The organism is Ruegeria sp. N11 (assembly GCF_056531525.1).
In genome coordinates this window covers 100,379-122,876 of the sequence record NZ_JBQFLX010000013.1, presented here as the reverse complement: position 1 = coordinate 122,876, position 22,498 = coordinate 100,379, and the positions used below count along the sequence as shown (strand labels likewise).

General features: G+C 58.8%; 24 protein-coding genes. 4 read left to right on the top strand and 20 right to left on the bottom strand.

What is annotated here, in order from left to right; genetic code table 11:
* Positions 1 to 24 precede the first annotated feature (24 nt).
* Positions 25 to 1,881, top strand: a complete 1,857-nt coding sequence (locus ACR0J8_RS15045) for an SLC13 family permease (RefSeq protein WP_480525928.1) — start codon at positions 25 to 27, stop codon at positions 1,879 to 1,881.
* 41 nt (positions 1,882 to 1,922) lie between these two features.
* Here the strand turns inward: ACR0J8_RS15045 and ACR0J8_RS15040 are convergent, their stop codons facing one another.
* From ACR0J8_RS15040 to ACR0J8_RS14975, 14 genes are all read right to left on the bottom strand, one after another.
* Positions 1,923 to 2,756 (bottom strand): hypothetical protein, encoded by an 834-nt coding sequence (locus ACR0J8_RS15040; protein ID WP_480525896.1) that lies wholly within the window; start codon positions 2,754 to 2,756, stop codon positions 1,923 to 1,925.
* Between the two features lie 175 nt (positions 2,757 to 2,931).
* Positions 2,932 to 3,639 (bottom strand): ABC transporter ATP-binding protein, encoded by a 708-nt coding sequence (locus ACR0J8_RS15035; protein ID WP_170806730.1) that lies wholly within the window; start codon positions 3,637 to 3,639, stop codon positions 2,932 to 2,934.
* Positions 3,639 to 4,370 (bottom strand): ABC transporter ATP-binding protein, encoded by a 732-nt coding sequence (locus ACR0J8_RS15030; RefSeq protein WP_480525894.1) that lies wholly within the window; start codon positions 4,368 to 4,370, stop codon positions 3,639 to 3,641. The genes ACR0J8_RS15035 and ACR0J8_RS15030 overlap by 1 nt, the downstream gene beginning before the upstream one ends.
* On the bottom strand, positions 4,367 to 5,314 hold the full coding sequence (locus tag ACR0J8_RS15025) for a branched-chain amino acid ABC transporter permease (RefSeq protein ID WP_480890938.1): 948 nt from the start codon (positions 5,312 to 5,314) through the stop codon (positions 4,367 to 4,369). Before ACR0J8_RS15025 ends, ACR0J8_RS15030 begins: the two co-directional genes overlap by 4 nt.
* Before the next feature lie 2 nt (positions 5,315 to 5,316).
* Entirely contained in the window at positions 5,317 to 6,168 is an 852-nt protein-coding gene (locus tag ACR0J8_RS15020; RefSeq protein WP_170611739.1) for a branched-chain amino acid ABC transporter permease, read from the bottom strand.
* Between the two features lie 65 nt (positions 6,169 to 6,233).
* The gene (locus ACR0J8_RS15015) at positions 6,234 to 7,514 is read right to left on the bottom strand and encodes an ABC transporter substrate-binding protein (RefSeq protein WP_480525890.1); all 1,281 of its coding nucleotides are present in this window, start codon (positions 7,512 to 7,514) and stop codon (positions 6,234 to 6,236) included.
* A gap of 96 nt (positions 7,515 to 7,610) precedes the next feature.
* Positions 7,611 to 8,021 carry a Rid family hydrolase gene (locus ACR0J8_RS15010; RefSeq protein ID WP_480890936.1) on the bottom strand — a complete coding sequence of 137 codons (411 nt, stop codon included), beginning with the start codon at positions 8,019 to 8,021 and terminating at the stop codon, positions 7,611 to 7,613.
* A complete protein-coding gene (locus ACR0J8_RS15005) occupies positions 8,018 to 9,199 on the bottom strand; it encodes a malate dehydrogenase (protein WP_480525886.1) in 1,182 nt (393 codons plus the stop codon). Before ACR0J8_RS15005 ends, ACR0J8_RS15010 begins: the two co-directional genes overlap by 4 nt.
* The gene (locus tag ACR0J8_RS15000; protein ID WP_170611731.1) at positions 9,199 to 9,822 is read right to left on the bottom strand and encodes a BMC domain-containing protein; all 624 of its coding nucleotides are present in this window, start codon (positions 9,820 to 9,822) and stop codon (positions 9,199 to 9,201) included. The genes ACR0J8_RS15005 and ACR0J8_RS15000 overlap by 1 nt, the downstream gene beginning before the upstream one ends.
* Positions 9,819 to 11,198, bottom strand: a complete 1,380-nt coding sequence (locus ACR0J8_RS14995) for an aldehyde dehydrogenase family protein (RefSeq protein ID WP_480525884.1) — start codon at positions 11,196 to 11,198, stop codon at positions 9,819 to 9,821. The genes ACR0J8_RS15000 and ACR0J8_RS14995 overlap by 4 nt, the downstream gene beginning before the upstream one ends.
* Complete coding sequence (locus tag ACR0J8_RS14990) at positions 11,198 to 12,382, bottom strand: hypothetical protein (RefSeq protein WP_480525882.1); 1,185 nt, start codon at positions 12,380 to 12,382, stop codon at positions 11,198 to 11,200. Before ACR0J8_RS14990 ends, ACR0J8_RS14995 begins: the two co-directional genes overlap by 1 nt.
* A 23-nt stretch (positions 12,383 to 12,405) precedes the next feature.
* Positions 12,406 to 12,714: a BMC domain-containing protein gene (locus ACR0J8_RS14985; protein WP_117869464.1), complete on the bottom strand. Its 309-nt coding sequence runs from the start codon at positions 12,712 to 12,714 to the stop codon at positions 12,406 to 12,408.
* 41 nt (positions 12,715 to 12,755) lie between these two features.
* Entirely contained in the window at positions 12,756 to 13,022 is a 267-nt protein-coding gene (locus ACR0J8_RS14980) for a EutN/CcmL family microcompartment protein (RefSeq protein ID WP_480525880.1), read from the bottom strand.
* Positions 13,022 to 14,311: a glutamine synthetase family protein gene (locus ACR0J8_RS14975; RefSeq protein WP_480890931.1), complete on the bottom strand. Its 1,290-nt coding sequence runs from the start codon at positions 14,309 to 14,311 to the stop codon at positions 13,022 to 13,024. Before ACR0J8_RS14975 ends, ACR0J8_RS14980 begins: the two co-directional genes overlap by 1 nt.
* A gap of 92 nt (positions 14,312 to 14,403) precedes the next feature.
* Between ACR0J8_RS14975 and ACR0J8_RS14970 the strand changes: the two genes are divergently transcribed.
* Entirely contained in the window at positions 14,404 to 15,543 is a 1,140-nt protein-coding gene (locus ACR0J8_RS14970) for an FAD-dependent oxidoreductase (RefSeq protein WP_480525876.1), read from the top strand.
* On the opposite strand, the gene ACR0J8_RS14965 is transcribed toward ACR0J8_RS14970, so the two are convergent.
* From ACR0J8_RS14965 to ACR0J8_RS14945, 5 genes are all read right to left on the bottom strand, one after another.
* Complete coding sequence (locus ACR0J8_RS14965) at positions 15,540 to 15,890, bottom strand: hypothetical protein (RefSeq protein WP_170806739.1); 351 nt, start codon at positions 15,888 to 15,890, stop codon at positions 15,540 to 15,542. The genes ACR0J8_RS14970 and ACR0J8_RS14965 overlap by 4 nt on opposite strands.
* 84 nt (positions 15,891 to 15,974) lie before the next feature.
* Positions 15,975 to 16,658: a type 1 glutamine amidotransferase gene (locus ACR0J8_RS14960; RefSeq protein WP_480890928.1), complete on the bottom strand. Its 684-nt coding sequence runs from the start codon at positions 16,656 to 16,658 to the stop codon at positions 15,975 to 15,977.
* Positions 16,659 to 16,675: 17 nt separating this feature from the next.
* Positions 16,676 to 18,100, bottom strand: a complete 1,425-nt coding sequence (locus ACR0J8_RS14955) for an FMN-binding glutamate synthase family protein (protein WP_170679065.1) — start codon at positions 18,098 to 18,100, stop codon at positions 16,676 to 16,678.
* Positions 18,085 to 18,798 (bottom strand): GltB/FmdC/FwdC-like GXGXG domain-containing protein, encoded by a 714-nt coding sequence (locus ACR0J8_RS14950; protein WP_170611714.1) that lies wholly within the window; start codon positions 18,796 to 18,798, stop codon positions 18,085 to 18,087. Before ACR0J8_RS14950 ends, ACR0J8_RS14955 begins: the two co-directional genes overlap by 16 nt.
* A complete protein-coding gene (locus ACR0J8_RS14945) occupies positions 18,795 to 19,739 on the bottom strand; it encodes a class II glutamine amidotransferase domain-containing protein (protein WP_480525871.1) in 945 nt (314 codons plus the stop codon). Before ACR0J8_RS14945 ends, ACR0J8_RS14950 begins: the two co-directional genes overlap by 4 nt.
* Positions 19,740 to 19,867: 128 nt before the next feature.
* Here ACR0J8_RS14945 and ACR0J8_RS14940 point away from each other — a divergent pair, with 128 nt between their 5' ends.
* The gene (locus ACR0J8_RS14940) at positions 19,868 to 20,533 is read left to right on the top strand and encodes a GntR family transcriptional regulator (protein ID WP_480525869.1); all 666 of its coding nucleotides are present in this window, start codon (positions 19,868 to 19,870) and stop codon (positions 20,531 to 20,533) included.
* 21 nt (positions 20,534 to 20,554) lie between these two features.
* On the opposite strand, the gene ACR0J8_RS14935 is transcribed toward ACR0J8_RS14940, so the two are convergent.
* Entirely contained in the window at positions 20,555 to 21,340 is a 786-nt protein-coding gene (locus ACR0J8_RS14935) for a DeoR/GlpR family DNA-binding transcription regulator (protein WP_480890924.1), read from the bottom strand.
* 205 nt (positions 21,341 to 21,545) lie between these two features.
* Between ACR0J8_RS14935 and ACR0J8_RS14930 the strand changes: the two genes are divergently transcribed.
* Positions 21,546 to 22,490, top strand: a complete 945-nt coding sequence (locus tag ACR0J8_RS14930; RefSeq protein WP_480890921.1) for an ABC transporter substrate-binding protein — start codon at positions 21,546 to 21,548, stop codon at positions 22,488 to 22,490.
* Positions 22,491 to 22,498: the final 8 nt, after the last annotated feature.

The window sequence follows — 22,498 nt, the reverse complement described above, 5'->3', positions numbered from 1 at the left end:
GAACAAGTAACCTTTACGTTCGAGATGGGTGTGGTTTGCGCCCTGTTGGCCTTCACCGTTTTCCTGTTTGTTTCCGAAATCGTAAGAATTGACCTTTCCGCCATACTGGTTTTGGTCATCGTCGGCCTTCTCAGTTATGCGCCCGGGCTGGAGAACCTGGCAAATGTCTCTCGACTGTTCGACGGGTTCGCGTCCAACGCCGTTATTTCAATCATCGCGGTCATGATCGTCGGTGCCGGATTGGACAAGACCGGCATCATGAACAAAGTGGCTGCCGTCATCCTGAAATACGGTGGCACAGCCGAGAACCGGGTTTTGCCGATCGTGTCAGGCACTGTCGGAGTGATCTCGTCTTTCATGCAGAATGTCGGCGCGGCGGCCTTGTTTTTACCGGTTGTCAGCCGAATTTCCTCAAGGTCCGGCATTCCGCTTTCGCGACTGCTGATGCCGATGGGTTTTTGCGCCATTCTAGGCGGCACCATGACTATGGTCGGTTCTTCCCCACTGATCTTGCTGAATGACCTCATTCTGACGGCAAATGACGGGTTGCCCGAAGGGCAGAAAATCAAACCGTTTGGACTTTTTTCAGTCACCCCAATCGGCATGGCCCTGATCCTGACGGGTATTGCATATTTTCTTTTGCTGGGGCGCTGGGTACTGCCGACTGAAGGCGCGTCTGATGCAACAGGGACCGGGCAAGGCACGCAAGAATATCTGCAAAGGGTCTACGGTCTCAAGGCAGACGTTTTTGAGGTCATCGTCCCCGAGGACAGCCCCCTGGTGGGGCAGATTCTGGCCGATATCAACCACGAGAACCACCTTTACATTATCTCGACATTTTATCGCGGGAAAACCTCGATGGTGCAGGTACTGACCGCCGAGATTGCCGCACCTTGCCGGCTGGCCATCATCGGGCGTCGCTGGGTGGTCGAGGAGTTCGCGCAGAAGTTCGGTCTGACTGTTCTGCCTGAACTGGATATCTTCGTCGAAGAGTTTGCACCCACCAATGCCGGGATCGCAGAAGTTGTCGTGACCCCGGACAGCAAGCTGATCGGCAAATGCCCGCGCGAGCTTTTGTTCCGCAAGACCTATGGCATGTCTTTGCTGGCGATCCATCGCGGGGAAGAAACGCTCAGCCATGTCGAGACGGATGATCACGCATCAACCCAGATCGGCCTTGAAGCATTTCACGCCGGTGACATGCTGGTCGCCCATACCCGATGGGACAACCTGATGCGGATCAAGCGCGATCCGGATTTTGTCGTTGTGACCACGGACTTTCCGCAAGACGAATTGCGGCCGCAAAAGGTCGGTTGGGCGCTTGCCTTTTTTGCCATTTCCTTGTCGCTGATCCTGTTCACCGACGTCCGGCTGTCACTATGCCTGCTGACCGGAGCGGCCGGCATGATGCTGACCCGCGTGTTGAGTGTGGACGAGGCATATCGCGCAGTTGGGTGGAACACCGTTTTCCTTCTTGCCTGTCTCATACCGCTTGGTCAGGCCGTGCAGAATACCGGGACGGCCGCATGGATTGCGCAGCAGATCATGACCATTCTGGACGGCTGGCCCATTTGGGCGCTTCAGGCTGGGGTGGCAATACTGGCCACAGCTTTTTCGCTGGTAATGTCGAATGTCGGGGCAACCGTCTTGCTTGTGCCCCTTGCGGTTTCAATCGCGGTTGCCGCAGGGGGCAATCCGGGGGTCTTTGCGCTGACCGTTGCCATATCGACCTCGAACAGCTTCATCATTCCGACCCATCAGGTGAATGCCCTGATCATGGGTCCGGCAGGCTACAAGGTCATGGATTTCGTGCGATCCGGCGGGGTCATGACAGTCCTGTTCCTGTTCGTGTCTCTGTTCATGCTCAACGTCCTGTATTGATTTTACAGGCATGTCAGTGACAGCCTTGCAGGTCTTTTTCCTCAGACGGCCGTGATTTTGAACACAAGCACCTGCGACCACTGGATATGACACGATGTGGTCCGGAACCCATTTCGACGATACATATGCAGATCGTGTCGGGCTTTCTCGAAGCACTCTGTGTAAAACGGATCATTGGCGAAATGACCGATCACGGGGTTGAGCATGATCAGGATCGTCTTTCGGGTGATGCGGCAGAACTCGTCCAGTATCAGCATCCAGTCCTGAGGGTGGCAATAATGTTCGATCGACTGCATGCAAATCAGCACATCCTTTGATTTGTCCGCCAATGGATAGGGCGTGCGCCCGGCGTCAAACAGCGTCATTGGAATATCGATTGCTTCGATAATCGGGCGATAGGGCCAGTCGTGTACCTTGTGGTCTTTGGGGATCTGAATGCCGTGATTGTCGGTTTCGCAGACAAACGTCTCGTCGTTCAGGCGACGATGCGTGGATGCCAGTTCAGTTTGTTTGTTGTTGAGCATATTGGGAAAGTCATTTCCCAAAACGGTATGGCCAAAGTGCCGGGCAACCTCGAGCATACCGCCATGCGCCGTCGACATCTCGAATATGTCCTGCGGTTCTTCGGTGTACATCAACTCGGGAAGGTAAAGCTGAAACCTGTTCCAGCACCTTCGGATGTTGTTGGCACGATTGATATATTTCCTTTGTACGCGGATCTGCTCAAGCTCGGTATTGTCACCATTGGAATACGGCGTGAGAAGTTCAGCGGGTACCGGATGGTCGAACAGATGGCCGTTATCGCCCATGACCCGTTCAGCACGAACTCGTTTTTCAAGCCTGCGCTTTTCTGCAGCCGTGAACTCTTCCGACATGTATTGGTCCCATCCTTCTGTACCGCGCCTACTCGGGTGTTCTCGACGCCCGAGCGCCGGTACCCGCCCCATTTGGTACAGAACCCGTGCAGCAGACAACACCAAAACCCAGGTCGTGTGTGGTAGTTCTGAGGAATTGTCGCCGAGACGGCACGCAAAACTGAACCGATCGGATTCAGTGCCCGCCGAAATACGCTTCGAGCAGCCTTTTGTCGTTCCGCAGTTCATCCGCAGTGCCAGACGTTTGCATGCGGCCGGACTCGAGCACATAGATACGGCTAGCCAGTGACAGGGCGAAATTGGCGTTTTGTTCGGTGATGACCACGGTCAGGCCGTATTCCTTGTTTAACTGACGCACGACTTCGGCGATCTCAAGGCAGATTTTCGGGGCCAGACCGATTGTTGGCTCATCGACCAACAGCAACTCGGGGCTGGTCATCAGGGCCCGTCCGAAGGACACCATCTGCCGTTCGCCACCGGACTGGGTCGAGGTTTCCTGCCCTTCCCGCTCGGCCAGCCGTGGGAACAGCTTGTGGACCATGTCCAGATTGCTTTCGATATCCTCGCGGGCAGTATAGGCGCCCACCATCAGGTTGTCGCGCACCGACATGTAGGGAAACAGGTTGAACCGTTCGGGCGCGTAACCGACGCCGTGGCGCACGATTTCGGCCGGTGATCGGCCTGCAAGACTGTGGCCGCGCAGCCGGATATCGCCTTCCGTTCTGACCATCCCCATTATGCTGTCCAGCAGGGTGGACTTACCCGCACCGTTCGGACCGACGACGGCCACGATCTCGCCCGGCTGGACCGTGATCGAGATGTCTGTCAGCGCCTGCGCCTTGCCGTAGAATGCGGACAGGTTTTCGATTTCCAGATAGGACATCAGGCGCCCCCCAGATACGAGGCCTGCACGGCCTTGTCATTCATCACTTCGGTGAATGTGCCTTCGGCGATCATCGTTCCCCGCTCAATTGCAATGGCACGGTCGATCAGGGGTTCAAGCGCGGGCAGATCGTGGCTGACGATCAGAAAAGTCATGCCGTCCTTGCGCATGGACTGGATGAGGTCCGAGATCTGCGCGATTTCCCCCACCGTCAAACCGGCAAACACCTCGTCCAGCAGCATCACACGCGGCGCGGTGGCCATGGTGCGCGCCATTTCCAGCTTGCGCAGATCGCCCATGGCCAGTTCGGACGGTGTCCGTTGCAGGTCGGCCTCGGTGAAGCCGACGCTCAAGGCCAGTTCCCGTTCCCGATCCGTGTCAGGGGATTTGGTGATCATGCGCCAGATGTTGTCAGGCATCAGGCCCACGCGGATATTCTCGGCCACGTTCATATCGCCGAAGGGTCGCGGGATTTGATACGTGCGGCTGACGCCGGCCCGAATGCGCCGGGACGTGGGCAGGGCCGAGATCTCCTGCCCGAAAAGTTCGATCGTGCCGCTGTTCTGGCGCAGCTCACCCATGATCTGGCTGAACACCGTGGTCTTGCCCGCCCCGTTCGGACCGATCAGACCCAGAGATTCCCCTTCTTTGAGGGAAAAAGACAGACCGTTCGTGGCCACCAGCCCGCCAAAGCGTTTGATCAGATGGGAAACTTCCAGTGCCACAGTCACGCCACACCCCCTTTCCGCAGCCGGGCGAATCCGCGCCGCACCAGTTCCACCAGCCCTTTGGGTTGGTACATGTAGAGGATCAGCGCGATGGCGCCGTAGACAAAATACCGCTCGGCCCCAGGCAGGACCGGCCGCAGGTATTCCAGCAAAAAGGTCATGAAGAATGCGCCGATCATCGGCCCGATGATGGTCGATGTACCGCCCAGCAGTGCGGCAACGATGATGGTAAACAGGAAGTTGATGTCAAATAGCGCACGCGGAGCCAGCGAGCCCAGATAGTGAACATAGAAAGCCCCGCCCAGCCCCGCTATGAACGCGCTGGTCAAAAAGGCAAACGCTTTCAGCCGGGTGGTGCTGAGCCCCGAGCCGCGCACGCTTTCCTCGTTCATGCCGATCGCTGCCAGCGCTGTTCCCAGACGGGTTTTCATCAGCAGCCACATGCTGACGGCGACGCTCAGCATCAGGGCGGTCGACAGGTAGTATCCGTTTGCTGCGCCCCGCGTCAGGGTCTGGATACCAGACATCCCGCGTGTGCCGCCAGTCAGATCCGGACGGATCACCTGCACCAGCTGATACAGCAGCTCCATGAAGGCCAGTGTAACCAGTGCGAAATAGCTGCCACGAATGCGCAGCGCAGGCAGCAGCACCAGCAGTCCAGCGGCCATGGTGACCAGCACCGCGGCCGGGATCGAGATTTCAACCGGCACATCAAACCGTTTGGTAAGAATGGCGGTCGTGTACGCTCCGATGCCGATCAGAAAAGGGTGGCCAAAGCTCACATATCCTGTCCGCCCGGACAGCACGTCCCAACTGATCGCGAAGATCGCCAAGTAGTTGGCAAAGATCATCGTACGCAGTGTTCCGTTGGAAACGACCTGAGGCAACAGGAACATCCCCGCAATCAGACCACCCCAGAGGGCAAAGTGAAACCAGCGCAGCCCCATCTTTATAACTCCTCACGGCCAAACAGGCCCTGCGGGCGGGTCACCAGAACACCAATGATCAGCAGCATGGTGAAGACACCGCGCAACTCGGGCGCAAGGGTCGCCACCACGATGACTTCAAGAAAGCCGACGATGTGTGCGACAACCAAGGTCCCGATGATCGACCCAATTCCGCCCACGATGACAACGGCCACCGAGATGATCAGCGGGGCGACCCACATGGATGGCGAAAGCTGCGTGTAACTGGCAAAGAACACACCGCCAAGTGCCCCCAATGCCCCCGAGATGCCCCAGGTGATCAGGTTAATCCGGTCCGGGTCGATCCCCGAGATGGCAGCCCCCTTGGCGTCCATCGAAACCGCCTGCATTGCCCGCCCGGTATGGGTGAGCCGCACGAACGCGTATAGACCCAGAAGAATGGCCCAACTGATGAGCGTAGCAATCAGGATGTTGTAGGTGACGGACGCTCCGGCAACGTTGATCACTCCGGGCACGATGGGCAGCAGGATCTTGCTGCTGTCGCCAAAGACCAAAACGATCCCGGCCTGTATTACCACGGCAAGGATCAGCGTCGATATTTCGACCGCCACATGATCACCTTTGAGCGTCTTCACGATCAGGCGGTACTTCAGAATACCCATCAGAACGCCCAGTGCGGCGGCCACGACGACACCCATGAGCTTGGGCATCCCCAGTGTTTGCGACACCCAGAAGTAGATGTACCCACCGACCATCAGATAAGCGCCATACGCCAGATTCAGAACACGCCCTATGCTGAAGATCAGCGTGAAACCCATTGCGATAAGCGCATAGAGACCACTGAGCAAAAGCCCCTGGATCAGTATCTGCAACATTGAGGTATCCCTGGCTGCGGGCGCACGCTGTCGCGCGCCCGGTTCAAGCTATGTGAACGACCGGATCAGTTTTTGACCCAGCTTGGCAGGGTAAACTCGCCCGTCGCGTATTTCTCTGGGTACACAACAGCGGCGGTTCCGTCCTCGTACCACTGCACGACAACCATGGACGGTGCGGCGTCATCAAACGGCTCGGACAGATCAAAGCGAATGTTATGCGGATAGGTACGGCCGGTTACGGGTTCGACCTCATCATCGCCCCAGAAGGCATAGCGCAACCACAGCTGACCATCCATCTCCAGGACCAGATCCTGCTTCTTCATCGCATCGGCCCAGCCTTCGACATTGTCGAAACCACCAGCTTCTTCGGCAGCAGCCATGGCCTGCTTAAGACCGTGATAGGCGTTGAACCCGTTGAAATGCGGCAGCAACGGGCGACTGTCATACTTGGCCTGATAGGTGTCGACAAAAGCCTGGCTTGCCGGATCCAGCCTGAACCCAACCGAAGGGATCGGGGACAGGGTCGAGATGCCGCCGCCGGCGCCGCCCGTGTCTTCCCAATACTCCATACCCAGCGCGGATACGTTGACGCCCGTCATCGCCATCGGCACTTGCAATTTCACATATTGCGACGACACAACCTGAGAGTTAACGGACGAGACCTGATAGATGAAGTCGGCCCCTGTATCCTGCGCACGGCTGAAGATCGGCGCGAAATCGACGGTGGCCACGTCATACGTAATGATATCCTTGACCTCGATCCCGGCGACCGGTGCAAGCGCTTCGGTCACAAGTCCGGTGATCGCTTCGCCAAAGGCGGTGTCCTCGGCCAGAATGACAACGGAATCCCAGCCCATCTTTTCCTTCAGGACATCCGCGCCGAAATTGATGTAAAGCGTGGCCAACGCCTCGTCCGAGGCGATGTTCATGAAATAGGGCGCCATGCCCTCGGGATCTTCGACCACCATGTCGATGATGCCGATATAGGATGTCCAGGTGTCCAGCGTCGGAATGCGGTATTCCTGCATCCGGGGCAGCCAGCCAAGCGACACATCGTCGATCGAGCCCGATATGATGAAATCAACCTCTTCGGTCTCGGCCAGGTATTCATAAGCGCGTACGCCTTCGGTCGGATCCTGCCCGGTATCGGCAGAGACCAGTATGATCTGCTCGCCCATCACGCCGCCATTGGCGTTTAGCTCCTCAATCGCGACTTCTGCCCCGCGAAGCGTCGACAGCCCGGTGTCCGAGGAAAGCGACCCAATAAACCCAACCTTAATTTCTGCTCCGGCCGTCGAGGCCATGAGCGCGATGCATGTTCCGCTAAGTAGCGCTGTCTTGATCATCAGTTTTGCTCCCTGTGTCTCATTATGCCGTTCTTGTATTCTGTATACAGTACACAAGAAGATGGATCGATCAAATCCTTTCTTGAAAACTCATGTTCAGAATCCGCCGATTTTACCGCTTTCATCGTGGATCACGGCGTCCACATCGATCTCCACCATCAGACCGGGTTGGGTCAGGCCTGCCTGAACAGCGGTCAGAACCGGATCGATACCCTTGAAAAACTCTCCGTGCACACGCGCGAATTCGCCCGCTTTTGACAGATCGGTCAGGTATGCGCGCACCCGGCCCACATGGCGCAACTCTGCCCCGACAGCCTTTAGCGCGTCTTCGGTACGGGACAGGACATAACGTGTTTGCGCGCCCACATCGCCCGGCGCATAAATACGCCCTGTTGGTTCAATCGCAGTCGTCCCGGCGACCCAGACAAATGGTCCGATCCGCTTGGCGCGGGAATACGATGCGACCTCTTCAAACCGCCCGCCGGACTTCCACGACCGAAGGGTCACAGACCCAGCCTCAACCGGATCGCATCAGCTGCTTCTTGCAGCCCTGCCTGTTCCTGGTCCGTCAGGCGCAGTTCCTCAACCTCGACCAGTCCACCGGCGCCAAGATGTGCGGGCACGCCCAGCACCACGCCATCAATTCCGTATTCGCCCTGCAACATCACAGACACCGGAACCGGACCGGACCGAGCGCCCCTGATGTGATCGATCAGTTCAATCGAGGCATGGGCCGGGGCAATCGTCGCCGAACCGGATTTCTTGAGCGCGACGACCTGCCCGCCGCCTGTGATCGCGTCCTGTACGCATGCTTCAATTTGATCCGGTGACAGAAAGACCTCAAGCGCCCGTCCCTTGATCCGGGCGCGACTGGGGATCGGCGCCATTTCGTCGCCGTGACTGCCAAGGGTAAAGGCCTCGACATCAGCGGGAGAGACCCCCGCGGCCATGGCAAGTGCGTTGCGGAACCGGCTGCTGTCCAGCGTTCCCGCCATGCCCAGAACCTGTTCCCGCGCGAAGCCAGTGGCCCGCAACATCTCGAACGTCATTTCATCCAGAGGGTTTGTTACGACAATCACGATGGCGTTTGGTGCGGCTGAACGGATCGCTTCTGCCGACTGGCGGATCACACGCGCGTTCACATCGATCAGGTCAGCACGGGTCATGCCCGGGCGGCGTGCGCGCCCGGCGGTTACGACGACCACCTCGGCACCTGCCACCAGATCCAGAGATTCCCCTCCGACGCATCGGACACGGGCACCAGTGATGCCGGACGTGTGATTGAGGTCCAGCGCTGTCGAAGCTGCCAGACCCGGAGCAATGTCGATCAGGGCGATTTCATCCGCGATATCCGCCATCGCTGCCAGATGTGCGATATTGCCACCAACGCCACCTACACCGATCAGCGCCAGCTTGCCCAGCCTGCGGGCCTTGCGCGGTGCCCGCGCAGGCGCAACCCACTTGGGTGAGCGGCGATAAAGCACGCGGCGCATCGAAACGACGCCATCTGTGCGCGGCGCCTGTGGTCGCTCCAGCGGTCCGTCCACCAGGGTGATGCCGATGCGCTCCGCCGTTTCCCGGGCCAGCGCCGTGACGATGTCGCCGGGCAGAACTTCGAACACGATCCTGCCACGGCGGCGCGCGTCCTCGACCGCGTCCGAGCCTATGACCCGCGAAGCAGCCATCAGCCTGCCTGCCCGTCCACCGCCTCGATGGCGCGGGTTGCCGCTTCGACGGCGGTTTTGACCGAGTTTTCCGACCCCGAGATGAACAGGCGGCCAAACCGGCCCACCGCGCGCACTTCGACGATGTCTATCTCGGCTGCCTTTTCCGCCTCGTTCGCGGCGATAGAGATGTAGGCGGCTGGTGCGCATTCGACGATCCCCAGTGTTTGTCCGGGAACGATGAGAGCGCCCTTGCGCCACTTGTTCAGCAATTGCGCCTGATAAGGTTCAACGCTTGTGATGATCTGAGTCGAACTGATTGCGGGCTTCAGACGGTCCGACATCGAAGCCCCAAGTTCGGCCAGCATCGCATCTCGGGCCGCAGACACCTCGGCATTTGAAGGTGAGCGCAGGATAAAAAACCCGAACTCTCGTTCCACCATCTGCGTTGTTGCCTCTACCGAAGACGCCTTGAGCGCGCGATCGATCAGCGAAAACACCCCATTGCCCGGCGCAAACTCTCCGATCAGCACTGTGTCCCCGGACAAAGGCACCGAGCCCTGCACCGTCGCGCCGTTGTAGGCCGCGAATTTCGGTTGCAGGTTGTCGATCTGCATCAGCGCCCGGATCGTGATCTCGCTCATGCGCCATACTCCTCATAAATGTCGCGCCAGGGTCTGCTTTCATAAGCGACCCGCTTGATGTTGATGAGATGCAGGGCCGTCACGTTGTCCGACGTGATCGACCCCGACCACGTGCCAGTGCCCAGCATGAAAGACGGCTCCAGATCTGTGGAATAGCCCATGCCACCCATGATCCCCGGCGTGTTCACCAGCACGCGTCCCGTGGGTACGGTGGCAAAGCGGGCGACAACCTCGGGGTCGTCCGAATGGATGACCGAAGAGTGTCCCCAACCTTCGAACCGCGCGATGGACTGCGCCAGTTCGATGCCGTGGTCAGTGGATTTCGCCTCGTAGAAAGCCAGCACCGGGTTCAGTTTTTCCGCCGATAGCGGGCGTTGCCAACCCACTTCGCTTTCTTCAGAGACCAGACAACGGGTGCGCGGCGGAATCGAGAAACCGGCGGCATCGGCCAGGGCCTGCGGGCTTTGCCCGACCCTATCGGGGTCCATTGCCCGCACACCCTTGAAAATCACTTTCGCCAGTCGATCCGCCTCGGCCGGGGTGCAGAAATAAGCTCCCTTCAGCTTGAGTTCATGCCGCAGGTCACGGGATATTTCCGGGTCGGCCACCACGGCCTGCTCGCTGACACAGGCGGTGCCGTAGTCGAAGCTTTTCGATGTGACGATCATCTCGGCCACTTCCGCCAGATCGCGCGCCTTCGATTTGTGCACATAACACGGCACGTTGCCCGCCCCGACCGCCAATGTCGGCTTGCCGCTGGAATAGGCGGCCTTGACCATAGCCGGGCCACCTGTCGCCATAACAACCGACGTACGGCGGTGCTTCATCAACTCGGCCGTGCCCTGAATGGTCACTGCATCCAGGCATTGGATCAGCCCGTTGGGTGCACCCATCTGTTCGGCCACCCGCGCCATGATGTGGACGGTTTCGATTCCGCACCCCACGCCTCGCGGATGGGGCGCGCAGACAATCGCGTTGCCCGCTTTCACTGCTGACAGCACTTTGTAGATGATGGTTGAGGTCGGGTTGGTGACCGGAATAAGGGCGGCCACCACGCCCATCGGTTCCCCAAAGGCCGCGACCTTTGTGGCATCATCCCGCCACAACAGGCCCAATGTCGTTACATCCCGCAAATAATCCGCAACTGACAAGGCATTGAAAAGGTTCTTGACCCGTTTGTCCGGGACATTGCCGTATCCGGTTTCCTCGACCGCCAGCCGCCCCAGCCGTTCAGCCTCGGGTTCAATGGCGCGGGCCATGGCGTCCACGATGGCATCCACCTGTGCCGGATCGGTCCCGAGAAAGGCCCGGTACGCCTCGAACGCCGTTTCAGCAGCGCGCCGCGCGGCGGCGATGGATTTCAGATCTGCGTCCATCACGAGGCTCCAGTGGCAATAGTGTCAAAGATACGACGCGCCTGATCGACATCGCCTGCGGTTATTCCGATGGTTTCAAGCCTGCGCCCTGCCGCCGCGACGTCAGCGCCAAGAATACGGTCTGTCATGGTGATCAGACTCTCTGTCAAAGGAACGGGCTGACCGGCCAACCTTGCAGCAGACACCAGCGGGACCAGCGAGCCAAGCACACCGTCACGCATCAGGTGGCGTGCGGCCTGTCGATCCGGCACAGGCCGGGAACCCGACCCCCTTTCAGCCCCGGCAAAGGTGGCGATCCAGTCCGACGTTTCCGGCAGGTTTCGGACTCCAAACGCAGCCGCGACCTGTCTCCGTTCCTCGGCCAATCCTTCGATGACGGCGATCTGATCGGCGCCGATGAGCGAGGCAAAAGTCTGGTTTGCCTCCAGCGAAACGCCCCCCATCGGAACATCGGGGCCGCCGTTGCCCATCCCCTGCCCGCCAAGGGTCAGGGCAGGTATTTCCACGGCCGCGGACAGGTCACGAAATCCGGAAGCCAGGACAGAATCCACCGGGTGAAGGTTCGGCAGAATGTTGTTCAAGGCTTCAAGGATGTTGTTGCGGCCGCGTGGCAGCGTTGCCGCCGCCATTGGTGCGGCTGTGGACAGGGTCAGCCCAGCACCTTCGGCGCTGAACCAGTAGGGCAAACCCAGAATTTCAACCAGCGTTACATCCGCCCGACACCCCCCGATGCGCAGCATCCAGGCGGCTTCGACAGCGCCCAGAGACCGCCCGGGGGCCAGTACCAAAACCTGGCCGTCACTCAGGTGATCAGCCAGAACCATGGCATAGGTACGCTGCTTGTGAACGGGTCCGGTCAGAAAGATCACTTGTGCGTCCCGAACAGCGGCATCCAGTTCCGCTGTTGTTTGCACCGATGGCCCGTCCCGGTTCACCTGATAGGTGCCCACAGGACCGTCACCCCGGATACCAATGCCCGAAGATTGGGTCAGCAGCGAAAGCTCGGCTCCATAGGCCGAAAAAAGTGTGACATCGGCCCCTTCAGCCAGACATAGCGCTGCCAAAAGGCGGGCATCCGGTCCGCCGCCCAGCACTGCAAAACGCTCAATGCTGCGCGCGGCAGGGGCGTCGCGGGTGGCGCCCCGCGTCACCGCACGGGTGAAATCCTCAAATCCGGCTGACATAATGTCTCCTTAGCGGCGATGGATCAGGCCGAAGATCCGGCTCCGAGCCCGTCGATAATGGCTTCAAGCTCATCATGCGGGCGCGCAATCACGTGGACCGACACCACTTCACCAACTTTGTTGGCTGCAGTTGCGCCCGCATCTGTTGCGGCTTTGACGGCGCCGACTTCGCCGCGCACAAGGGTTGTCACCAGACCGCCGCCAGCTTTGGTCTGGCCGACAATCGCCACGCTGGCCGCCTTGACCATTGCGTCCGCTGCTTCGATCGCCCCAACAAGACCGCGGGTTTCGATCATGCCCAGGGCCATCTGCCCTGCCACTGGTTTCGCCATTTTTCCTATCCTCCGAAGGCTATTGATTTGTGTGTTGTGTTTCAGTTCGTTGAAACGCGATCGACCACCGCGATAATCGCCAGATCCACCGGAGCGGTGGACAACCCCGCCGCCATTCGTGCGGCCGAGCCTGTCGCGATCAGCACCGTGTCACCCACGCCCGCGCCGCATGTATCCGCTGCAACGCGCGCCGGATCGATCAGATTGCCGTCGCTGTCGATCAGGTCTGTCACCAGCAGTTTCAGACCGACCAATCTGGCGTCCTTTGCCGTTGCCGTAACCGTTCCCGCAACCTTGCCGAGGTGCATCAGAATGTCCTCAGATAGCGGTCAAGCTCGACCTGAGTGACCTGTTGGTTGAAAAACTCCAGCTCGCGTTCGGCCTGCTGCAAGAGCAACTCCCACAGCATCTCGCCCATTGCGTCGCGCAGCCACTCGGACCCACGCGCCAGTTCGATGGCGGTTGGCAGATCGGTCGGAATGGGATCACCAATGCCATCCTCGTATGCATTGCCGGTTGTGGGGTCGGTTGGGGTCAGGCCCTGCTCGATCCCGTCCAGACCTGCGGCGATTTCGGCGGCGAGCAGCAGATAGGGATTGGCATCCGCACCGGCATCGCGTTTTTCGACACGCACAGCGCTGTCGGATCCTTCGATGATACGGATACCGACAGTGCGGTTGTCGTATCCCCAGCTCGCGTTGATCGGACAGAAGGTATACGGTTGGCGGCGACGGTAACCATTGACTGTTCCGCTACCGCAGATCGCACTTTCGCACATCCGCTTCTGCAGCCCGGCGATGAAAGACTTACCTGTGTCGTTGATCTTGCCATTTTCGGCAAAAACGTTCTTTCCGTCCTTCCACAGCGAATAATGTGTGTGAAAGCCGTTGCCGGACTGGTCAAAGAACGGCTTGGGCATGAAGGTCGCCAGATACCCGTGGGCGATGCCCAACTGGCGGATCAGCGACTTGAATAGAACAACGCGATCTGCAGCAGCCAGCGCTTCGCCATAGCGAATGTTCACTTCGATCTGGCCGGCGGCATATTCCGGGTTCGACTGTTCGATCGGAATGCCGCATTCATTGATCTGCTGACGAATGGGCCCAACGATATGCTCCATTCTTGCCGCCCGACCCAATCCATAGACCTGAATTCCGCTGTCACGCGGCTGCCCGGTTTCAGGGTCCAGCAGATAGAATTCCAGCTCGGAGAGATTGACCTCGAAGCCCATGTCGCGCGCGCGCTCGACCTGACGCACCAGAGCCTGGCGCGGATCGATGGGCACCGGCTTGTGGTCCATACCTTCGGCGCGGCCAAAGCAGACCGCCACGCCCGGCTCCCACGGAACAGCGACCGGTTTGGTCATCGGGAAAACATGCATGTCGGGATAGCCGTTGTCGAAATTGACATAGGGCGTGTCCCAGACATCGCAGGTCATATCGATTGCCATCAAAGCAATCGAGAGCGCATTGCCGCTGTTGCACACATGATCCCAATGGCTGGCCGGAATGCGCTTGCCCCGCATGATGCCGTTCAGATCGCCGACGCCAAGAATGACGGTATGCGTGCCCTCGGGCAGATCAAACCCCGAACTCATTGATGCGCTCTCCCTGTTTTTTAGCTTTATAAATGCTGTATTCTGTATACAGTATTCACAAAGACAATCCAGAAACAAGGAAAATCTGCGTCATGTCCAAAAGCTCGGTCATCGTTGTCGGGGGCGGCATCGTCGGCGTCATGACGGCGCTCACACTGCAACGAAGGGGCGAGGCGGTGACATTGATCGACAGGTGGGAACCCGGTCATTCCCGTGCATCTTCAACGGATTACAACCGGGTGATCCGCGCCATATCGGGACGGGATGAGTTCTATACCCGATGGGCGCGCGAAAGCCGCCTGCGCTGGCTCGAGCTTCAGGCCGAAAGCGGACAGAACCTGATGTATGAATGCGGCGCCCTGATTCTGGCCACCGGCGGCCATTGTGACTGGGAAGACGCAACCGCGCAGACTTTCGACAAGGTTGGCGTGCCTTACTACAAGTTCGATCAGCACGAGATCGAATCGCGGTTCCCCCAGTTTCGGGTGTCCGATATCGAATATGCACTGTTCGAGCCCGAAGCCGGAATGCTGATGGCGCATCGCTGCGTGTTGACCGGACTGGATCTGTTCCGGCGCGCTGGGGGAATCGTGCAGCGGGGACGTGTCACCACGGACGGCTATGAGCGTCCGATGCTGGACGGCAAACCGCTTGAGGCTGATCTGATCGTCATTGCGACAGGCCCCTGGATGGCGGACATGTTCCCCAAAACAATCAAGCCGATTTCAACGGTGGTTGGCGTCAATGTCCTTTACACCTCGACGCCAGATGGGTCCGAGGACTTCGATATGAGCCGAATGCCCTGCTGGATCGATCATGGTCAGGGGTCATTTGGCCTGCCCTCGTCCGAGGGGTCTGGTGTCAAGGCGGCTGTTGTGATCCCCGACAAGATCGACCTGGACAACGACGAACGCCTGATCCGTCAGGAAACGCTGGGTCGCACACGCAGCTATATTCGCCACCGTTTGCCGGGCCTGGAAGGCGAGCGTGTCGTAGATTCGAAGTTCAACCAGATCATCCTGACACCGGACACTCATTTTATCGTCGACTGGCACCCGGAACATGACAACGTGTTATTTGCCGGGGGATGCTCAGGGCATCTGTTCAAGCATGCTCCTGTGTTTGCTGAATTCGCTGCAGGTGTCGGCATGAAAGATTTTGGCACGGCTGACCGGTTCAGGGTCGCCGGACGCAGAAAACTCAGCCCAAAAGAAAGCCCAAGCGGCCGCTAAACTTCGGACAAGGCGCGGTACAAGCCAGCATTGGGACATTTTTCCTGCGGCAGCCGGGCTCCGGCCCGAATGGCGTCGCGGCATGTTTCCGCCTGCAGGCAATGGCCGCATTTTTCGGCAAGCTCCAGGCCAAGGTTGGCGTGCGCGTTCAGGTCATCTTCCGTCAACCCGAACTGCCGAGCCATCGCAAGGATGCGCTCGCGTGCCTGTGGCGCACCCGAGCGCAGCATCGCCAAATCCGCGCGGGAAAGCCCCAGATCTGACAACTCGCGATCGTCCACATGTTCCGTGCGGGGCGCGCCAACGATCCGCGCAATGGACTGAAAGAAACCTGAGTAACCGGACATCTGACACCTCCTTTGCCCTGCCTTGTATTCAGTATACATGACAAGCTCGCCGGAGAATTGATCAGGATCAAATGGTGCTGCCGGCTATTCGCGCTGCTGAGTCCGATATGTTCCCCGAAACAAAGCTGCAGCCTGCGACGCGGCCAGATCGCCCGGAACATTCGCTGTCCTGAGCGCTGCCAGGCCGGCATCCGCATCCTCTGGCGTCACAATGATGTCGCGACCCCGAATGAACAGGTCGCGCAAATGTTCCGCCGTGTATTCGGGATGAAACTGAACCGACCGGGCAGGAAACTCGTAATCAAGCGCCCCGACAGGACAGTGATCAGCCGAACCCGTAACCCGAGCCGTCGGAGGCACCTTGGTCACCTGATCCTGATGCCAAACATAAGCGTCCGGATTACCGCCTTCGTAGTCAAAGGCGCGACAACCAACAATGTTGCCGATCAGCGCCTTTTCCGCCTTTCCGCCATAGACATCGGCCATGATCTGATGGCCGAAGCAAATTCCGAAGACAGGTTTGCTCTGGTCCCGACAGTCTTGCAGGAACAAGCGTAGGGGCTGCATCCACTCCGTGTCGTCGTAAACGCCGAACTCGGAACCTCCGACAATGACCCCTTCAAAATCGGACAACGCCGGAAGAGCGGCACCATCCACGACATTCGCCACAAAGAACTCTGCTTCCGGCAAATGCGGTTCGATCCACTCGCGGATCTGCTGCGCGGTTCGCGGCAAACCCTCCAGCAACGGCAGCGGGTGGCTGGTCATCTCAAGCAGAGCGATCCTCACCAGTCGAAAGCCCGGTCTATGCCCGCCATCTTGACCCCGGTGAAGGCCGACGCCTGAAAGCTGAGTGCGCGCAGGTCTTCGGTTTCCAGATTGTGGACCGAGGATTTGCCGCAAGCCTTGGCCAGCGCCGTGATCTCCATCGTCATGGCCGTCAGATACCGGGCGATACGTTCCGCACCGGCATGGGGGTTCATGCGCGCCTCAAGTTCAGGGTCCTGCGTTGCGACGCCAACCGGACAACGGCCTGTATGGCAATGGTGGCATGCACCGGGCGATGTCCCCAAAGCGGTGTAGTCGTCGAGATACCTGGGGCTGTTGCACCCAAGCGCGACCATCGCTGCGTTGCCAATCATCACCGCATCGGCACCCAATGCCAGACATTTGGCTGCATCCACTCCCGAGCGGATACCCCCGGCTGCCACAAGTGAGACCTTGCCGGTCATACCGCAATCGTCCAAAGCCTCGCGCGCGGCGCGAATGGCGCTCATGGTCGGAATGCCGGTGTGATTCAGCAGCAGTTCGGGGGATGCCCCGGTACCGCCCTCTGCCCCGTCAACAACCACGACATCGGCGCCTGCCTTGGCCGCAACCGCCACGTCGAACCTGGGACGTGTCGCGCCCATTTTGATGAAAATCGGCACCTGATAATTGGTCGCGATCCGCAATTCCTCGATCTTCACCGCCAGATCGTCAGCTCCGAGGAAATCCGGGTGGCGGATAGTCGAACGCTGATCCACCCCTTCGGGCAGTGTTCGCATCTGGCTGACCCGCGGGCTGACCTTCATGCCCAGCAGCAGGCCGCCGGTTCCCGGCTTGGCCCCCTGCCCCACGACGATTTCCAGCGCATCCGCGCGGCGCAGGTGATCCAGATCCACACCATAGCGGGCGGGCGACATCTGGTAGAGAAGGCGTTGGGAGGCTTCGCGCTCCTCCTCCAGCATGCCGCCTTCGCCCGTGCAGGTCATGGTGCCCACTTTCGAGGCCCCATAGCCCAGCGATGCCTTGGCTGACGCCGACAACGCGCCGAACGACATGGATGCGATGTAGATGGGAATCTTGAGTTCCAGCGGGCGCTCGACAAGGCCGCGGCCACCACCCAGAACGGTCGTGGTGTCGCAGCTTTCACGATACCCCTCCAACGGCAGACGGGTCATGGTCGCCGGAACAAATGTCAAATCGTCAAAGGTTGGCATCTGCTTGTTGAACGTGTTGTAGCCGCGAACCTGATAGCGTCCCAACTGCGCCAGCGCGTGCACCTCGGAAATCGCCTCGGGCGTCCATCGCGTCGATCCACCTTCGTCATACGAGGACGGCACCCCGGCCGGGCGACCTTCGATTGCGCCCGCGTCGCGAAACCGGATTTCCTCTTCCGGGGCTACATCGAACGGATAGTCATAGGGTTTACTCAGATCATGAGCCATGCGCTTGCATCCCTGCTTTCAAAATACCAAAGACGTTGACCGGACACCATTTTTCTCCAGTTCCGTGAACTGTCGACAAGCCCGAGTGGGTCAAGAATGGCGTCGACCTCGGCGACTTCCTCGGCCGTCGGTTCAAGTACATCGACATCGACGCCAAGGCTGTCGACCTCGCCCGCCACCCAAACCTCTCCTTGCCACAGGGCATCGGCACAGGACTCGCCCGCTCCGCCCAAGGCAATGATCCGCCCGGAATGCGCCATGAAACCGGATTGATACCCGATCTTGCCTTCCACCACGATATTTCCGCCCTTCATGGCAACGCCGACGCGGGGCCCGGCGTCCCCTTTGACATGGATCGTGCCGCCGATCATTGCGGCCCCACAGGACATGCCCGCATAGCCGCCAACGGTTATGTGGCCCTTGGCCATTCCCTCGCCCACGGCCCAGCCGCAGTTGCGTTCGATCGTGATGTTTGCTCCGGTGTTCAACCCGCCGCAGTAGTAGCCAACGGACCCTTCGAACGTGATGTCCACATTGTCCGGCAACCCCACACCCAGATTATGCCGCGACAACGTATCGACCACCCGGATGGGACGCCCTGTGGCACACGCTGCCATGATGTCCTGATTCACTTCGCGAATATGCCGTTTCCCGACTTCGATGACGATCTCATCCATCTGCCTTGCTACCTCGCTCATGCCGCCAGGCTCCGGTTTCCGACACCCCAGATACCTGTCAGCGACGGGCCGTCGTAATTGATCACGTCGCATTCCTCGGTCATCACCCGACGCACCGCCTGCTCCTCCGTCGCGGCGGCAAGATCGCCGTTGCGATTGACGACGACCAGCGGCTTCATGGCGAAGCGATCCTTGGCAAAGCCAATCCCGTTCGGCGTTGCGATCATGTATGTGAAAACCCCGTCGATCGAGGTGATCGACTTCTTCAGCGCCTGCTCCATCGTCAGGCCTGCCTTCATCTGGTCACTGACCCAGACCGCAATCAGTTCGCTGTCATTTTCGGTCAGAAAGCGATAGCCCATCCGGGTAAGTCTGTCACGCCACGTGAAATAGTCCGTGATCTGCCCGTTGTGGACAATCGCCACATCCGAGAAAGGCCGCGCCCAGAACGGGTGCGAAGCGTTTGGCAGAACCGAGCTTTCGGTGGCCAGCCGCGCATGCCCCAGACCATGGGTCCCAACCATGTCGCGCACACCGTGTTTCTCGGACACGGCCTCTGCTCCGCCGATATCCTTGATGATCTCGAGGCTGCGTCCGCAGGACTGAATTTCGATCCGGTCGGTCAATTCATCCGCATCACGGACCCATGCCTGCAAATCCGCAGGGTCCGAGATTTCCATCCGAAAGCAATAGTGCTGATTTTCATCCGTCAAAATTTTTGGGTCGGACAGGAACTCTGAGCCGTGTTCTTTCAATACCGCCTCAAACGCATCCAGATCCGAGCTTTGCCGGGATTTTTTGAACCCCATGCCCCGCAGAACGTATCCTGCTTCCCGTGGTGGCCCATAGATTGCAAACCCGGTGCTGTCCGCGCCGCGATGTTCCTGCGCGTCCATCAGGTCTACCAGGTCCGCCCCGACCTTACCGGGCGCGGCCAGAATCCTTCCAGCGATTCCACACATGAAGAGCTCCCTGTTCATTCGCGTCTGTATACTGTATACAGTACACGAACAATAGCAAGCCCAATCGCCTTGGCACCGGTTGCTTTTTTGAATACAGAATTCACAAAATGCGGAAAGAGAGGCTCCGAGTGGCTCTGAAAGAAATTAAAACTCAACGCAGAAGACTGGCTGACGAGGTTTACGATCAGCTGGTCGAGGCCATCATGAGCCGCGAGATTTCAGCAGAAGACCGGCTGGTGCAGGAAAAGCTGGCGGCCGAACTGAATATCAGCCGTACACCGGTCCGTGAAGCATTGATGCGGCTGGAAACCGAAGGGGTATTGGAAGTTGCCGCCAGCGGCGGCTTCCGTCTGGCGCGCATGGATCAGGCCGAGGTCAGGCAGTTGTATCAGGCGCGTGCAGCCATCGAAGGGCAAGCAGCGCGCATTCTGGCGGTTCACGCAGAACCCGAAGTGCTGGACCGGCTGCGAGACTTGATTCGACGCGAAGAGGATTTGATCAACGGCTCGACCCGGGACTACTTCATTGCAAACCGGCGCATTCACCGTGCCTTCATGATTGAAGCGGGCAACAAATTCCTGCTGGATATGTTCGACATGATCTGGGGCAAGGCGATGGCCTTTCACCTGTTTTCTGCGATTGAAAACGTGGACATTTCGAAATCGCTGGGGGACCATCTGACGCTTGTCGATGCCATCGCAACGGGCGATGCAACCGAAGCGCTCGAGACATTCACAGCGCATATTCAGGCCGGTTTCGATCTGCAGATCGAGGGCCTGAAGGAAGCCAGGTAGGGCTGCGTCACGGGCACAAGCTTAATCGGGAACGACAAGATCAATTTCGTTCAGCGCGAGCATTGAACGAATCTCCTGTGACGGCTGGGTGTCCGTGAAGAACAGATCGATTTTGCCCGATGCTTCCAAAGTGACCGGTGCGCGTTTGCCCAGTTTCTCGCCATCTGCCACCACCACGCGAACTTGTGCCCGGTCAATCGCAATACGGGCCAGGTTGGCCTCTTGCAGATCGTGCAGCATGAAACCCAGATCCGCGTTGACCGCGCCTGCCGACAGAACGGCAAACCTGACGTTCAGCCGCTTGATCAGGTCCTGAGCCTCCACACCAAATGCGCCGCCATCGTGGGGGCGCAGCTCGCCACCGGCCATGAAAACCCTGTTGTTGTTTCTTGAGGCCAGTTCATTGGCGACGAAAACGGAATTGGTGACTATAAACAGACCCTTATGATCCCTGAGAGCCCTTGCGACATAGGCCGTGGTCGATCCGATATCAAGAAACACGGAATCCCCATCGCTGATGATCTTCGCAACGGCCTTGGCCAGTTTTTCCTTGGCGTCGACCTTTTTGTCCAGACGGCTTTCCAGCGTTGGTTCCAGGATGTCTTCGACCAGATGAACACCGCCATGGACCTTTCGCACGATACTGCGCTCTTCCAGATTGCGAACATTGCGTCTGATGGTTTCCAACGTGACGCCCAGTTGATTGGCCAGAAAGCTTACCCGGCACGATCCGCCGGCCTGAAACAGCTCTCGCAGGATCTCTTCTTCGCGTTGATTGGTCGTCTTTAGGTTCATGTTCTCGGGCATTGGATATCGATCTTGAAGTGGCATTCAGGCATATCACAACACCCACAGAAAGCAACGCCACACGAAAAATCAACGGTTTGAGCGGCGTGATTTGAGTATTTATGTGGCTTTACGTGGTTTTTATTGACACAAAACCCCACGTTATGGTCGTCTGGAGGGAATACCACCGATTCACCAGAAAAAACCACGACAGGGAGATGGTATGATGAAACGCAATCTGGGACTCTGTGCACTTGCCTTGGCAGCTGCCGGTGTGACCTCGGCAACATGGGCCGCAGAGTCGACCGACCCGATCAAACTGACACTGCACGACTGGTCCGGTCAGCTGATCAACACCAAGATCATGGGCTCGATCCTGCAAGAGGCTGGATACAACGTCGAATACGTTCAGGCGGACTATATCGCGCAATTCGCAGGCCTGAAGACGGGCGACCTGCATCTGGCGATGGAAATCTGGGAAACCACCGGACGCGAGGCTCTGGACGAGGCGACCGCCACCGGCAATGTCGTCAATGTCGGTGAAACCGGCCTGATGGCGATCGAGGAATGGTGGTATCCGTCCTACATGAAAGACCGCTGCCCGGGTCTGCCCAACTGGGAAGCGCTGAAAGACTGTGCCGAAGAATTCGCAACTGCCGAGACTTCACCAAACGGGCGCTACGTTGGCGGCCCTGTAACCTGGGGCGGATTTGACGAAGAGCGTGTCGAGGCGCTGGAACTGGAGTTCGAAGTTGTCCACGCGGGAACCGATGCAGCCCTGTTTGCAGAATTGGAATCCGCCTATCAGCGGGAAGACCCGATCATGCTGTGGGTTTACGTACCCCATTGGGCGCCCGCGAAATATGACGGCGAGTTCGTGGAGTTTCCGCCTTTCTCGGCCGAATGCTACAGCGATCCGTCGGTCGGTGTGAACCCGAACCTGGCCTACGACTGCGGCAAGCCGCGTGGTCCGATCTGGAAAGCGGCCTGGTCCGGTTTGCAGGAAAAATGGCCCGGGGCTTATGACATCATCGAGGCCTACAATATCAACAACGATGAAATGAGCGCGATGGTCGGAAAGGCCGATCTGGAAGGCGTGGAAATCGATACGGTTGTTGCGGATTGGATGGGCGCCAACAAGGACCGCTGGTCCGGCTGGATCTCCAAGTAATCCGCCTT

What these genes read in the sequence shown, in the direction of transcription:
- ACR0J8_RS15045 (WP_480525928.1), top strand. Translation starts at nt 25, where the DNA reads ATGGGTGTGGTTTGCGCCCTGTTGGCCTTCACCGTTTTCCTGTTTGTT.
- ACR0J8_RS15040 (WP_480525896.1), bottom strand. Translation starts at nt 2,756, where the DNA reads ATGTCGGAAGAGTTCACGGCTGCAGAAAAGCGCAGGCTTGAAAAACGA.
- ACR0J8_RS15035 (WP_170806730.1), bottom strand. Translation starts at nt 3,639, where the DNA reads ATGTCCTATCTGGAAATCGAAAACCTGTCCGCATTCTACGGCAAGGCG.
- ACR0J8_RS15025 (WP_480890938.1), bottom strand. Translation starts at nt 5,314, where the DNA reads ATGGGGCTGCGCTGGTTTCACTTTGCCCTCTGGGGTGGTCTGATTGCG.
- ACR0J8_RS15020 (WP_170611739.1), bottom strand. Translation starts at nt 6,168, where the DNA reads ATGTTGCAGATACTGATCCAGGGGCTTTTGCTCAGTGGTCTCTATGCG.
- ACR0J8_RS15015 (WP_480525890.1), bottom strand. Translation starts at nt 7,514, where the DNA reads ATGATCAAGACAGCGCTACTTAGCGGAACATGCATCGCGCTCATGGCC.
- ACR0J8_RS15005 (WP_480525886.1), bottom strand. Translation starts at nt 9,199, where the DNA reads ATGGCTGCTTCGCGGGTCATAGGCTCGGACGCGGTCGAGGACGCGCGC.
- ACR0J8_RS15000 (WP_170611731.1), bottom strand. Translation starts at nt 9,822, where the DNA reads ATGAGCGAGATCACGATCCGGGCGCTGATGCAGATCGACAACCTGCAA.
- ACR0J8_RS14995 (WP_480525884.1), bottom strand. Translation starts at nt 11,198, where the DNA reads ATGGACGCAGATCTGAAATCCATCGCCGCCGCGCGGCGCGCTGCTGAA.
- ACR0J8_RS14990 (WP_480525882.1), bottom strand. Translation starts at nt 12,382, where the DNA reads ATGTCAGCCGGATTTGAGGATTTCACCCGTGCGGTGACGCGGGGCGCC.
- ACR0J8_RS14985 (WP_117869464.1), bottom strand. Translation starts at nt 12,714, where the DNA reads ATGGCGAAACCAGTGGCAGGGCAGATGGCCCTGGGCATGATCGAAACC.
- ACR0J8_RS14980 (WP_480525880.1), bottom strand. Translation starts at nt 13,022, where the DNA reads ATGCACCTCGGCAAGGTTGCGGGAACGGTTACGGCAACGGCAAAGGAC.
- ACR0J8_RS14975 (WP_480890931.1), bottom strand. Translation starts at nt 14,311, where the DNA reads ATGAGTTCGGGGTTTGATCTGCCCGAGGGCACGCATACCGTCATTCTT.
- ACR0J8_RS14970 (WP_480525876.1), top strand. Translation starts at nt 14,404, where the DNA reads ATGTCCAAAAGCTCGGTCATCGTTGTCGGGGGCGGCATCGTCGGCGTC.
- ACR0J8_RS14965 (WP_170806739.1), bottom strand. Translation starts at nt 15,890, where the DNA reads ATGTCCGGTTACTCAGGTTTCTTTCAGTCCATTGCGCGGATCGTTGGC.
- ACR0J8_RS14960 (WP_480890928.1), bottom strand. Translation starts at nt 16,658, where the DNA reads ATGACCAGCCACCCGCTGCCGTTGCTGGAGGGTTTGCCGCGAACCGCG.
- ACR0J8_RS14955 (WP_170679065.1), bottom strand. Translation starts at nt 18,100, where the DNA reads ATGGCTCATGATCTGAGTAAACCCTATGACTATCCGTTCGATGTAGCC.
- ACR0J8_RS14950 (WP_170611714.1), bottom strand. Translation starts at nt 18,798, where the DNA reads ATGAGCGAGGTAGCAAGGCAGATGGATGAGATCGTCATCGAAGTCGGG.
- ACR0J8_RS14945 (WP_480525871.1), bottom strand. Translation starts at nt 19,739, where the DNA reads ATGTGTGGAATCGCTGGAAGGATTCTGGCCGCGCCCGGTAAGGTCGGG.
- ACR0J8_RS14935 (WP_480890924.1), bottom strand. Translation starts at nt 21,340, where the DNA reads ATGCCCGAGAACATGAACCTAAAGACGACCAATCAACGCGAAGAAGAG.
- ACR0J8_RS14930 (WP_480890921.1), top strand. Translation starts at nt 21,546, where the DNA reads ATGAAACGCAATCTGGGACTCTGTGCACTTGCCTTGGCAGCTGCCGGT.